Here is a 12,681-nt window from a genome sequence, read left to right as displayed (position 1 = left end):
TGCAACGTCAGCGAATGCGCAGTATATTGCCCAACACTTAAAACAACACCCTGCTCTCAACCCTGCTCTCACCTTCGGATGATGCCTCGCAATGACTGACCAACCTCGCTCTCTGGCCTCAATGCTGTTCCCGGTTGGCCTCTTATTAATAGCCATGGCATCCATTCAGTCTGGCGCCTCTCTGGCCAAGAGCATGTTCCCGGTGGTTGGCGCTCAGGGGACGACCACCCTGCGCCTGGTCTTTGCCAGCGTAATCATGCTGTTACTACTGCGTCCGTGGCGCGCCAGGCTGACAGCTCAGTCCCTGCGCACGGTGATCGTTTACGGAATGGCGCTGGGCGGCATGAACTTCCTCTTCTATATGTCATTGCGCACCGTGCCACTTGGCATCGCAGTCGCGCTTGAATTCACGGGTCCGCTGGCCGTCGCCATCTACGCCTCTCGCCGTGCGATCGACTTCCTCTGGATTGCTCTGGCGGCAGCTGGCCTGCTCCTGTTGATCCCCACCGGAGCGACCTCCACGGGAATTGATCTGGTCGGTGCCGGTTACGCCTTGGGGGCCGGCGTGTGCTGGGCGCTGTACATTCTGTTCGGCCAAAAGGCTGGCGCCGACAACGGCGTGACGACCGCGGCGCTGGGCGTGATGATTGCCGCACTGTTTGTCGCCCCGATCGGCATCGTGCATGCCGGCGCGGCATTGCTCACCCCGTCGCTGATCCCGGTGGCCATCGGCGTCGCCATCCTCTCGACTGCTTTGCCCTACACGCTGGAGATGGTCGCCCTCACCCGCATACCAGCCCGCACCTTTGGGACTTTGATGAGCATCGAACCGGCCTTTGGCGCGTTGTCCGGGCTGCTATTCCTGCAGGAGTACCTCACGCTGTCACAATGGATGGCGATCCTGTGCATTATTCTGGCTTCCGTCGGGGCAACCATGACCATGGGCAGTAGCGCCAAACCCGTTGTAGCGGCAGATTGAAACAGGATTTGACGAAGGTCTGGCAATTGGCGTTCATTTAGGCCATGTTTAGACCCCTTAACTCAGTGCCAGGCATGGATTTTTTCGGACAGGGATATCGAACCGCTTAAAGCGCAGGCGAATACAGGCAGACCCGAGCGCCAGACTCGTGGCTACCATAAGGACGGTAATGAAACGAATTTTGATACTGATCGCTGTATTGGCAGTAGCGGGGTGCGCAGCCACCGCCAAGACCCAAGTGAAGCACGGTAAAAAAGGGCTGCACATCAACTGTTCCGGGCTGTCGTCCTCTTGGGACAAGTGCTACACCAGCGCCGCCAATGCCTGCGCCCCAAAGGGCTACAAAGTCATCGCCAAATCAGGGGACGCCGTGGAAGAACCCGGCGACTACCCGTTCGGTCTTAATCCGGCCGGTTATACCAGCCGCAGCATGATCGTCATCTGCAAATGAATCATGCTGGCTGCTCGCCTTGTCGAGCAGCCAGCTGACGCCCGATTTCCTCATGACTGGATTTCAATACCGTTCGCTGAATATCCGGTGTCACCAGCATCCGCGCCACCACCAGTGCTCCGACGCATTGCGACAGAATCGCCCACGCCAGGCTGTCGCTTTCCAGAATCTGCGCCCAGCTGGCTTGCAACCGACAAATCCACAACTCTGCCTGCTCGCGAACCTGATCATCTGAACGGGCAATTTCCGCACCCAGTGTCGGCAAGGCGCAGCCCGATTCAGGCTGCTCCACGTGAGCCATGCTCAGGTACTGTTTCAGACAGCGTTCCAGCCGCTCACGATCCTGCGCCCCCTGCCCTCCCAGTCGCTCCAGGCTCTGACACAGTTCACGCTCGACGATCGCCGTGAACAGCTCGTTTTTCGACGAGAAGTGGCTATAAAACGCTGCGCCACTGAGGCCGATAGCCTTCATCAAACCATCGACACCGACTGTGGAAAAGCCCGAACGCTTGGCTGACAGCGCGCTGCTGTTCAGCAGTTTTTCTCGGGTTTCCAGCTTGTGACCGGCGGAATACCGCATGTGCTTGCCCTCTTGATCGACCGCCTTGACGTTGTCCGGATCCTAGCATAACGTTCGTTCACTTAACGATCGTTTACTAAAGGGATCTACCCATGAATAACAAGAAGGTCGTGTTGGTGGTGGGTGCTGGCGATGCCACCGGCGGAGCGATTGCCAAGCGCTTTGCCAGAGAAGGTTTTATCGCTTGCGTCACCCGGCGCAGCGCCGACAAATTGCAGCCGCTGGTCGAGGCGATTCAGGCCGAGGGTGGCGAAGCTCACGGCTTTGCCTGCGATGCGCGCAAGGAAGAAGACGTCATTGCGTTGATTGAAGAGATTGAAACCCACCTCGGCCCGATCGAAGCGTTTGTCTTCAACATTGGTGCCAACGTGCCTTGCAGCATTCTCGAAGAAACTGCGCGCAAGTATTTCAAGATCTGGGAAATGGCCTGTTTCTCGGGCTTTCTCAATGCCCGCGAAGTGGCCAAGCGCATGGTCACCCGCCAACGCGGCACCATTCTGTTCACTGGCGCCACCGCCGGGCTGCGCGGTGCTTCCGGATTTGCCGCGTTTGCCGGCGCCAAACACGGTATCCGTGCACTGGCACAAAGCATGGCTCGCGAGTTGGGCCCGATGAATATCCACGTCGCCCATATAGTGGTCGATGGCGCGATCGATACCGACTTCATACGCAACAGTTTCCCGGAGAAGTACGCGACCAAGGATCAGGACGGTATTCTCAATCCCGAACACATCGCCGAAAACTACTGGTATCTGCACAGTCAGCCACGGGATGCCTGGACCTTCGAGCTGGATCTGCGCCCGTGGAACGAACGCTGGTAAGCCCCGCCTCCTCCATAACAATAATCAGAGAGCAGCGAACATGACGAAAACCGTGGAGTTCTATTTCGACCTCGGCAGCCCTGCCACCTACCTGGCTTACACCCAATTACCGAAAATATGTGCCGCAACTCAAAGCGAGCTGATCTATATCCCGATGCTGCTGGGCGGCGTGTTCAAGGCGACTGGCAACGCGTCGCCGGCGATGATTCCGGCGAAGGGCCGCTACATGTTTCAGGATCTGGATCGCTACGCCAAACGTTATGGCGTGCCGCTGAAATTCAATCCGCATTTCCCGATCAACACGCTGATGCTGATGCGCGCGGTCACCGGCATCCAACTGCGCCAGCCGGAACGCTTTCACGCATTTATCGATTGTCTGTTCAAGGCATTGTGGGTGGAGGGACGCGCTCTCGATGAGCCGGCAACTGTCGCTGCGGTATTGAGCGAACATGGATTCGACCCCAATGAAGTCCTGGCCCTGACCAACGACGAGGCGGTAAAGGCAGCCCTGAAGGACAACACCGAAACAGCCATTAAACGCGGGGTGTTTGGCGCGCCGAGCATGTTTATCGGCAACCAGATGTTCTTTGGACAGGACCGCCTCGACTTCGTCGAAGAGGCCCTGCGTCAGGCTTAGAAAAACCTCAGAACCCGGACGCTGCCAACAGCGCCCGGGTTTCAGCCATTCAAATCGCCGCTGTGCGCGTGTTCAGCCACTCCAGCGCGGCCCCCTCAAGCAATGGACTCAGACGCTCACGCACTTCGGCATGGTAGGCGTTGAACCACTGTTTCTCTTCCTGCGTCAGCAAGGATGGCTCCAGGCAACGCGTGTCGATCGGGCACAGGGTCAGCGTTTCAAACTTGAGGAACTCGCCAAACTCGCTGCTCCCCGCCTCGCGGTTCATCGCCAGGTTCTCGATGCGCACGCCCCAACGCCCCGGACGATAGGTGCCCGGTTCAATCGAGGTGATCATCCCCGCTTGCATCGCCGTTTGCGGTGCCGGTGCTGCCTGATAGGCGATCACCTGCGGGCCTTCGTGCACGTTGAGGAAATAGCCGACCCCATGACCGGTGCCGTGACCGTAATCCACGTTCTCCGCCCAGATCGGTGCGCGGGCGATGGCATCGAGCAACGGCGAGAGAATGCCTTTCGGGAACTGCGCCCGCGACAGCGCGATAACGCCTTTGAGTACGCGAGTGCAATCACGCTTCTGCTCGTCCGTCGGGGTTCCGACCGGGACCATTCGGGTGATGTCGGTGGTGCCGCCCAGGTACTGGCCGCCCGAGTCGATCAGCAGCAAGCCGTCACCCTCGATCACCGCGTGTTCTTCTTCGGTGGCGTGATAGTGCGGCATCGCGCCATTGGCGTTAAACGCGGCAATCGTGTTGAAGCTCAACGACACGTAATCCGGACGGCGCTCACGGGCAGCGGTGAGTTTTTCGTCGATGGTCAGCTCGGTGATACGTTCACGGCCCCAGGCCGATTCCAGCCAGGCGAAGAATTCGCACAATGCCGCACCATCCTGTTCCATGGCCTGGCGAATGTGCTGTGCATCGGCCTCGCTCTTCTGCGACTTGGCAAGGGTGGTCGGGTTCAGGCCTTCGACCAGTTTCACCGCGCTGTCGAGGTTATCCAGCAAACCGCTGGTCACCCGCGCCGGATCCACCAGCAGGCTCGCACCACCCGGTACGGCGCGCAAGGCGTCAGCGACTTCGCGGTAATCGCGCAGAGTCACGCCGTCCTGTTCCAGCACTGCACGCAGCTCGGCATCGACTTTGCTCAAGGCCACAAACAGCGTGGCCTGCTGTTGATTGATCAACGCAAAAGAAACAAACACCGGGTTGAACGACACGTCGCCGCCGCGCAGGTTGAACAACCAGGCGATGTCATCAAGGGTGGCGATGAAGTGCCAATCGGCGCCGCGCTCCTGCAGGGTCTCACGCAGTTTGGCGAGTTTTTCGCCACGGCTGACTGTCGCTTGCGGTGGCAGATGCTGATAGATCGGCGCATTCGGCAGGCTCGGGCGATCCGCCCAGACTTCCTTCAGCAAGTCGATGTCGGTGCGCAGACGCGCGCCACGCGCTTCAAGCTTGCTGCTCAGGGTACGTGCCGAAGCCACGGCCATCACCGCACCGTCAACCGCCACCACACCACCTTCGGGTGTCTGCTCTGCCAGCCAGTCCAGCGGACTCGGCTGACCCGGTTGCAGCTTGACCAGTTCGATGCCGCTGCCCTTGAGTTCCTTGGTCGCCTGTTCCCAATAGCGACTGTCGGCCCAGACCCCGGCGAAATCAGCAGTCACGATCAAAGTGCCGACCGAACCATGGAAGCCCGACAGCCATTGCCGCCCCTGCCAATAACCCGGCAGGTATTCCGACAGATGCGGGTCGGCCGATGGCACCAGCAACGCATGAATGCCTTCACGGCGCATCAATTCACGGGTGTGCGCCAGGCGCTGGGGAACCGTTCCTTCGGTCAAAGTCTGGGTACTCATCATGTCTCCTGCCAATCACTTCATCGTTATTGTTCGTAGCCGTGAAAACGGCTGGTTAAAGCCCTGTCGCCCAGAATGCCGGGGCACTGGCGCAGGCGCTTTTGATCAGTTCTGCCGCCTGATCGATATCGTCGGCGGTGGTGAAACGGCCGAGGCTCAGACGAATGGTGCGACCGGCCAGCCGGGCGTCGTGCCCCAGTGCCAGCAGCACGTGAGAAGGCGTGTTGCTCGCCGAGTTGCAGGCCGAGGTCGCGGAAAAGGCGATCGACTGGCTCAAGGCCGCACTGTTGAATTCACCTTCGCTGAAAGTCAGGCTCAACGTGTGCGCGATACGCTGGCTGGCGCTGCCGTTGAGGCGTACGCCCGGCAGACTCAGCAACTGTTCGAGCAGCCGTTCACGCAGCGCCACGATGGACTTTTTCTCGGCATCGAATTCGGCAGCCGCCAAGGCGAATGCCGCGCCCATGCCGGCGATCTGATGCGTCGCCAGGGTCCCGGAGCGCAGCCCGCCTTCATGACCGCCGCCATGAATCTGCGCCTGCAAACGCTGCTGCGCGCGCGGGCCGACATACAACGCGCCGATCCCCTTGGGACCGTAAAGCTTGTGCGCGGAAAACGACATCAAGTCCACTGGCCACTGCTGCAGATCAATCGCCACTTTGCCGGCGCCCTGCGCAGCATCGACATGAAACAACGCGCCACGGCCGCGCACGACTTCACCGATCGCCGGGATATTGTTGAGGGTGCCGAGTTCGTTGTTGACCAGCATCAGCGACACCAGAAAGGTGTCGTCGCGCATGGCTTCGCTGACTGCCTGCGGGGTGATCAGGCCTTCGGCGTCCGGTACCAGATAGGTCACCGCGACGCCGGCATCCTGCAATTGCCGGGCAGTATCGAGAATGGCTTTGTGTTCGATCTGACTGGTAATGATGTGGCCGCCGGCAACGCCGCGCGCCTGGGCCACGCCCTTGAGGGCGAGGTTGTTGGACTCGGTGGCGCCGGAAGTCCAGACGATCTGCGTGGCCTCGGCGCCGACCAGTTCGGCGACTTGCCGACGGGCCTGCTCGACCGTTTGCCGGGCCTGCTGGCCGAAGGCGTGGGAGCTGGACGCCGGGTTGCCGAAGTTACCGTGAAACCCCAGACAATCGATCATCACCTGGATGACCCGCTCGTCCACCGGGGTGGTGGCGGCGTAATCGAAATACAACGGACGTTTATTCATAAAAGACTCGCAGAGCGTGTTCCGGGATCAGGAGGCTCGTGTCTGCAAACGGCACAGCGCAGCCTTGTGAGCTGCGCCTGGGTTCGAGACCGTCATCAATACCTGATCGGATGCCGTTAAAGAAGAACAACTTCATTTAAAAGTGCGTAGGAACGCTCCTGAAGCCGAGCTTAACAGGCATCGGGCCGGCGGTTGAAGCAATGCGTCAGTGAAAGCTTTCGAGAAGTAACGGGTACAGCGAAATCACCAACAGCGCCGCCATGCCCCAGTTGAACACCCGCAACCAGCGCGGGTCCTTGAGCACGTTACGCAACAGCGTGCCGCACGCCGCCCAGACGCCGACGCTGGGCAGGTTGATGAGGGCGAACACGGCGGCGATCACCACCACGTTGGTGAAGTAACCCTGCATCGGCGTGTAGGTGCTGATCGCGCCGATGGCCATGATCCAGGCCTTGGGATTGACCCACTGAAACGCCGCGGCACCCAGATAGCTTATCGGTTTGGCCTCGCCTTCCACGCCATCGCCCACCGGGCCCGAATGGGCGATTTTCCACGCCAGATACAACAGATATGCGGCGCCGACATAGCGCAGCACGGTGTAGAGAATCGGATAAGTCTGGAACACCGCGCCCAGGCCAAAGCCCACCGCGACTACCAATACAAAGAAACCGCAGGTGATGCCGAGCATGTGAGGAATGGTGCGGTTGAAGCCGAAGTTCACGCCCGACGCCAGCAACATGGTGTTGTTCGGCCCCGGTGTAATCGAGGTGACAAGGGCAAACAGGGCAAAGCCCAACAGCAGATCAAGCGAGAGGGTCATGGGACAATCCGTCAGGGTCATTCAGGTGTTGACCCTATCGCACGGCAGCGCGCAAACCCACGGACAGTTACGCGAAAATTCAAGCAGTACAGTTTGCGATTAGCTTGGACGACCGTGCAGCTGTATGGCTCGCCCGGCGCTCATTTCAGCTTTCTTGTCGAATTGCGATTCGCCCAGTAGTGCAGCTTTCTTCGCGTGATATTCGTCGAAAGACAAGCCGCTGCGGTTCAGCGCTTCCATTGCCAGTTCGCGGGTTTCTTCGGCGGTGTACGGCCGTTGTTCGGGGGAAACGTGGGTCGCGCAACCGGCGAGTACGGAGACAGCGAGCAGCAGCGAAACAGTCAGTAAACGATTCATGAGGAGCGTCCTGGCGAGCGGTGGTAGTCGATGGACAAAGGCTACGCCCGCGCCTCTCCGGGCAAAAATCAACGCTCTCAATAGTGGCTATCAGGATTTCAGCTTGATCCGCGCTATATCTCCTAACGATCTATAAATATCTATTAACGTTCTTTTACGGAATAACCAGCAGCCGCTATAAATCCCTGCACACGGCGAACAACTGTTGCTCCAGCAACTGTTGCCCAGGCAACAGCAGATCAACAAACCCGCCTGATATCTGCACAACCGACTCACGCCATAGCGCTAAGGCCCAAGTAAACCGGGCCTCTCAGGAATTGGTACAGCGCTTGCTCAAGCCTTGGCACTTACTCACTGCTCGCTGAGCAACTGTTGATAAAAAGGAACTGATCATGTCGCGTCCCCTGAAAGTCGTCGCCCTCTCCGGCGGCACCTGGCGTCCATCGCGCACGCTGGTGCTGACCCAAGCGCTGTTGGCCGAACTGGCCGAACACTTGCCGGTCGAGAGTCATCTGATCGAACTCGGTGATATCGCCCGGCCGTTGGGTGCTGCCCTGTCGCGTCAGGAGCTGAGCGCCGAGGTCGAAGCCGAACTGCAAGCCATCGAACAGGCCGATCTGCTGATCGTCGCCGCGCCGGTGTATCGCGGTTCCTACCCGGGCCTGCTCAAGCATCTGTTCGACCTGATCGACCTCAACGCACTGATCGACACCCCGGTGCTGCTTGCCGCCACCGGCGGCAGCGAGCGCCATGCGCTGGTGCTCGATCATCAGTTGCGGCCGCTGTTCAGTTTCTTCCAGGCGGTGACCCTGCCGATCGGGGTCTACGCCACCGAAGCCGATTTCGCCGACTACCAGATCACCAGCGAACCGTTGAAAGCGCGGATCCGTCTGGCCGCCGAACGCGCCGCGCCGCTGTTCGGCACACAAATCAAACCGTTGCTGAAAATCGCTTAAGGAGCTGTGCATGGATGTTTTCTGGTTCCTGCCGACCCACGGCGACGGCCATTACCTGGGCACCACCCAAGGCGCGCGCCCGGTCACCCTGAATTATCTGAAACAAGTGGCGCAAGCCGCCGACAGCCTCGGCTATCACGGCGTGCTGATTCCCACCGGGCGCTCCTGCGAAGACTCGTGGGTGATCGCCTCGGCGCTGGTGCCGTTGACCGAACGCCTGCGTTATCTGGTAGCGATCCGCCCGGGGATCATTTCGCCCACCGTTTCGGCGCGCATGGCGGCGACGCTCGATCGACTGTCCAACGGTCGTCTGCTGATCAACGTGGTGACCGGCGGCGACCCCGACGAAAACCGTGGCGACGGCAGCTTCCTGAGCCACAGCGAACGCTACGAAGTCACCGACGAATTCCTCAGGATCTGGCGCCGGGTGTTGCAAGGCGAATCGGTGGATTTCGAGGGCAAGCACCTGAAAGTGCAGAACGCCAAAGCCTTGTATCCGCCGGTGCAGAAACCGTATCCGCCGTTGTATTTCGGCGGCTCGTCCGACGCGGCGCATGACCTCGCTGCCGAGCAAGTCGACGTGTACCTGACCTGGGGCGAACCGCCCGCCGCCGTTGCCGAAAAACTCGCCGATGTACGTGAACGTGCCGCTCGCCATGGACGCAAGGTGAAGTTCGGTATTCGCCTGCACGTCATCGTTCGCGAGACCGCCGAAGAGGCGTGGAAGGCTGCGGACAAACTGATCGAGCACATCAGCGACGAGACCATCGAAGCCGCGCAGAAATCCTTCTCGCGCTTCGACTCCGAAGGCCAGCGGCGCATGGCGGCGTTGCACGACGGGCGTCGCGACAACCTGGAAATCGCCCCCAACCTGTGGGCCGGCGTCGGTCTGGTACGCGGCGGCGCCGGTACCGCGCTGGTGGGCGATCCGCAGCAAGTGGCCGCGCGGATCAAGGAGTACGCCGACCTCGGTATCGAGAGCTTCATCTTTTCCGGTTATCCGCACCTGGAAGAGGCTTACCGCTTTGCCGAACTGGTGTTCCCGCTGCTGCCCGAACCGTATGCAAGCCTGGCTGGACGCGGCGTGACCAACCTCACCGGGCCGTTTGGCGAAATGATTGCCAACGATGTGTTGCCCACCCAAGCCAAGGCCTAAAAACGCCCATTGTAGGAGTGAGCCTGCTCGCGAAAGCGGTGTATCTGAGACGGTGATGTCGACTGTGCTGACCACATCGCGAGCAGGCTCACTCCTACAGGGATTGCATCGATTTTGAGGAACACCGCGTGACCGCCAAACCACAAAGCACCCTGCTCTCCCCGCTGCAGACTGCCCGCCAGCTGGCCGCTGAATTCGCCCTCACCGCCGTCGAGCGTGACGAGCGCGGCGGCACGCCGAAGGCTGAACGCGATGCCCTGCGCGACAGCGGCCTGCTGGCCCTGAGCATTCCCACCCGCTACGGCGGCCTCGGCGCGACATGGAGCGCAACCCTGCAGATCGTGCGCGAGTTCGCCAAGGTCGACAGTTCCATCGCCCACGTTTTCGGTTTTCATCACCTGATGCTCGCCACCGTGCGCCTGTTCTCGCGGCCCGAACAATGGCAGCCGTGGTTCGAACAGACCGCGCGGCAGAACTGGTTCTGGGGCAACGCCCTCAACCCGCTCGACACCCGCACCGTGGTCAAGGACTTCGGCGGTTGGCGCGAGTTTTCCGGGAAGAAAAGCTTCTGCTCCGGCGCCAGCGATTCGCAGATGCTGATCGCCTCGGCCGTCGACGAAAGTGCCGGTGGCAAATTGCTGATCGCGGCGATCCCCAGCGGTCGCAGCGGCATCACCCTGCACGATGACTGGAACAACATCGGCCAGCGCCAGACCGACAGCGGCAGCGCCACGTTCGAACGGGTGCGGGTCGAAGAATCCGAGCTGCTGCTTGACCCCGGTCCGTTGAGCACACCGTTCGCGTGCCTGCGTCCGCTGATCGCGCAACTGACCTTCACCCACATGTTCCTCGGGATCGCCGAAGGTGCCTTTGAGGAAGCGCGCCAGTACACGCTGAGCGAAACCCGGCTCTGGCACAAATCCGCCGCCCGCAATGTGCGTGAAGACCCGTACGTACTCGCGCATTACGGCGAGTTCTGGGTGGCGCTGGAAGGCATCCGCCTGCTGGTCGAACGGGCCGCCGCGCTGCTTGACGAGGCCTGGGCCCAAGGCCCGAACCTGACCGCTGAGGAACGTGGACATCTGGCCACGGCGATTGCCACCGCCAAGGTCGCCGCCAGTCGTCAGGGGCTGGAGATTTGCAGCCGTTTGTTCGAAGTCACCGGCGCACGTTCGACCCACGCCTCGCTGCGCCTCGACCGGCACTGGCGCAACCTGCGCACGCAGACCCTGCACGACCCGCTCGACTACAAACTTCACGAGTTGGGCGACTGGGCGCTGAACCAGGCGCTGCCGGTGCCGACGTTCTATTCCTGATCTTGCCTTTTTGGAGCGAGCCCCATGCAACTGCTGACCCTTCCGCCCTCACCCGCGCTGGCGACATCGATCCGCGCCACCGCGCAGGTCTTCGAAGACCCCAAGTCCCAGGCCCTGCTCGCGCATCTGCAACAGGTCGCGCCGAGCGAAGCCAGCGTACTGATCATCGGCGAGACCGGCACCGGCAAGGAGCTGGTGGCGCGGCACATCCACAACCTGAGCAATCGCCGGCATCGGCCGTTTGTCGCGGTCAACTGCGGCGCGTTTTCCGAATCGCTGGTGGAAGCCGAGTTGTTCGGCCATGAAAAAGGCGCTTTCACCGGCGCGCTCAGCGCCAAGGCCGGGTGGTTCGAAGAGGCGGATGGCGGCACCTTGTTCCTCGACGAAATCGGCGATTTGCCGATGGCAATTCAGGTCAAGTTGCTGCGGGTGTTGCAGGAGCGCGAAGTGGTGCGCCTCGGCTCGCGCAAAAGCATTCCGATCGATGTGCGCGTGCTGGCCGCGACCAACGTGCAACTGGAGAAAGCGATCAATGCCGGAAACTTCCGCGAAGACCTGTTCTACCGGTTGAACGTGGTCAATCTGGAACTCAGTCCGCTGCGCGAACGACCCGGCGATATCCTGCCGCTGACCCGGCATTTCATCGAGGCCTACAGCCAGCGCCTGGGTTACGGACGGGTCAGCATCAGCCCCGGTGCCGAACAGAAACTGCGCAGCTACAGTTGGCCGGGCAACATCCGTGAACTGGAAAACGTCATCCACCACACCCTGTTGATCTGCCGTAACGGCGTGATCGAGCGCGACGATCTGCGCCTGTCGAGCCTGCGCATCGAGCGCCCGGACGATCAGCAGTCGAACGCCGACGATTCACCGGAAGCGCTGCTGGAGCGAGCCTTCCAGAAGCTCTTCGAACAACAGGCCGGCGCCCTCCACGAAAAGGTCGAAGACGCCCTGCTGCGCGCCGCCTATCGCTTCTGCCATTACAACCAGGTGCACACCGCCGCGCTGCTCGGTCTGAGCCGCAATGTCACCCGCACGCGGCTGATCAAGATCGGCGAACTGGCGGTGAACAAGCGGCGACTCACGGAGAACCTGCACGGTGAACGCCTGATCCAGTTGTCGATCTAGCCGACCAGATTGCAGTGCAGCGCATCGTCATGACTGCGGGCGATGCTGCTCAACACCTGAAATGAATTGAAGGTCACGGTCTTCGCCTGATGGGCGCGGATCAGCTGCCAGAAATCCTGCTCGCCGCTTTCATAGCGACAGAACGCCGCCTCCCCGGCCTCGCGGCTCTGCCACTGGAGCAAGCTCAGCACCCGCCGACCGTCGTCGCTGACCTGGACGCTGGCGCTGACGAAGCCTGCGTAGCGCTGCGCCAGGTGTTCACTCTGCTGCGCCAGCGCACTGACCAATGCCGGTTGCTGGCGCGGCTCGATCTCGAATTCGATCAATTGGGTAAAACTGCGATTTTTCGTCGAGGTTTGCATGAGAAGTCCCCACTCATCATTAAGCCGAGTCTTGCGAC

General features: G+C 60.8%; 14 protein-coding genes. 8 read left to right on the top strand and 6 right to left on the bottom strand.

Annotation, left to right across the window (positions count from 1 at the left end; all coding sequences use genetic code 11):
* Positions 1 to 91: 91 nt before the first annotated feature.
* Together rhtA and KCG87_RS15915 are read left to right on the top strand one after the other, a co-directional pair.
* Positions 92 to 979 (top strand): threonine/homoserine exporter RhtA, encoded by an 888-nt coding sequence (gene rhtA, locus KCG87_RS15920; RefSeq protein WP_134786968.1) that lies wholly within the window; start codon positions 92 to 94, stop codon positions 977 to 979.
* 169 nt (positions 980 to 1,148) lie between these two features.
* Positions 1,149 to 1,430: a hypothetical protein gene (locus tag KCG87_RS15915; RefSeq protein ID WP_096795010.1), complete on the top strand. Its 282-nt coding sequence runs from the start codon at positions 1,149 to 1,151 to the stop codon at positions 1,428 to 1,430.
* Between the two features lies 1 nt (position 1,431).
* Here KCG87_RS15915 and KCG87_RS15910 read toward each other — a convergent pair whose 3' ends face one another.
* Positions 1,432 to 2,010 (bottom strand): TetR/AcrR family transcriptional regulator, encoded by a 579-nt coding sequence (locus tag KCG87_RS15910; protein WP_098964827.1) that lies wholly within the window; start codon positions 2,008 to 2,010, stop codon positions 1,432 to 1,434.
* Between the two features lie 92 nt (positions 2,011 to 2,102).
* On the opposite strand from KCG87_RS15910, the gene KCG87_RS15905 reads away from it, so the two are divergent.
* A complete protein-coding gene (locus KCG87_RS15905) occupies positions 2,103 to 2,831 on the top strand; it encodes an SDR family oxidoreductase (protein WP_134786969.1) in 729 nt (242 codons plus the stop codon).
* 40 nt (positions 2,832 to 2,871) lie between these two features.
* A complete protein-coding gene (locus KCG87_RS15900) occupies positions 2,872 to 3,468 on the top strand; it encodes a 2-hydroxychromene-2-carboxylate isomerase (RefSeq protein WP_210558421.1) in 597 nt (198 codons plus the stop codon).
* 49 nt (positions 3,469 to 3,517) lie between these two features.
* On the opposite strand, the gene KCG87_RS15895 is transcribed toward KCG87_RS15900, so the two are convergent.
* From KCG87_RS15895 to KCG87_RS15880, 4 genes are all read right to left on the bottom strand, one after another.
* Complete coding sequence (locus KCG87_RS15895; protein WP_210558419.1) at positions 3,518 to 5,326, bottom strand: aminopeptidase P family protein; 1,809 nt, start codon at positions 5,324 to 5,326, stop codon at positions 3,518 to 3,520.
* A gap of 55 nt (positions 5,327 to 5,381) precedes the next feature.
* Positions 5,382 to 6,548: an aminotransferase class V-fold PLP-dependent enzyme gene (locus KCG87_RS15890; protein ID WP_210558417.1), complete on the bottom strand. Its 1,167-nt coding sequence runs from the start codon at positions 6,546 to 6,548 to the stop codon at positions 5,382 to 5,384.
* 205 nt (positions 6,549 to 6,753) lie between these two features.
* Complete coding sequence (locus KCG87_RS15885) at positions 6,754 to 7,368, bottom strand: LysE family translocator (RefSeq protein WP_210558415.1); 615 nt, start codon at positions 7,366 to 7,368, stop codon at positions 6,754 to 6,756.
* Between the two features lie 99 nt (positions 7,369 to 7,467).
* Positions 7,468 to 7,725 (bottom strand): hypothetical protein, encoded by a 258-nt coding sequence (locus KCG87_RS15880; RefSeq protein ID WP_041069780.1) that lies wholly within the window; start codon positions 7,723 to 7,725, stop codon positions 7,468 to 7,470.
* A gap of 392 nt (positions 7,726 to 8,117) precedes the next feature.
* Between KCG87_RS15880 and msuE the strand changes: the two genes are divergently transcribed.
* From msuE to KCG87_RS15860, 4 genes are all read left to right on the top strand, one after another.
* Positions 8,118 to 8,681 carry an FMN reductase gene (gene msuE, locus KCG87_RS15875; protein ID WP_027613377.1) on the top strand — a complete coding sequence of 188 codons (564 nt, stop codon included), beginning with the start codon at positions 8,118 to 8,120 and terminating at the stop codon, positions 8,679 to 8,681.
* A 10-nt stretch (positions 8,682 to 8,691) separates the two neighbouring features.
* Positions 8,692 to 9,837, top strand: a complete 1,146-nt coding sequence (gene ssuD / locus KCG87_RS15870) for an FMNH2-dependent alkanesulfonate monooxygenase (protein ID WP_007965452.1) — start codon at positions 8,692 to 8,694, stop codon at positions 9,835 to 9,837.
* Between the two features lie 128 nt (positions 9,838 to 9,965).
* A complete protein-coding gene (locus KCG87_RS15865) occupies positions 9,966 to 11,153 on the top strand; it encodes an acyl-CoA dehydrogenase family protein (protein WP_210558414.1) in 1,188 nt (395 codons plus the stop codon).
* 24 nt (positions 11,154 to 11,177) lie between these two features.
* A complete protein-coding gene (locus tag KCG87_RS15860; RefSeq protein ID WP_210558412.1) occupies positions 11,178 to 12,281 on the top strand; it encodes a sigma-54 dependent transcriptional regulator in 1,104 nt (367 codons plus the stop codon).
* Here the strand turns inward: KCG87_RS15860 and KCG87_RS15855 are convergent.
* Positions 12,278 to 12,643, bottom strand: coding sequence for an antibiotic biosynthesis monooxygenase (locus tag KCG87_RS15855; RefSeq protein WP_134786976.1), 366 nt, complete (start codon positions 12,641 to 12,643; stop codon positions 12,278 to 12,280). The genes KCG87_RS15860 and KCG87_RS15855 overlap by 4 nt on opposite strands.
* Positions 12,644 to 12,681: the final 38 nt, after the last annotated feature.

Source organism: Pseudomonas sp. MWU347 (assembly GCF_017947305.1).
Classification (GTDB): Bacteria; Pseudomonadota; Gammaproteobacteria; order Pseudomonadales; family Pseudomonadaceae; genus Aquipseudomonas; species Aquipseudomonas putida_A.
This window is presented reverse-complemented; position numbering and strand designations above follow the sequence as displayed.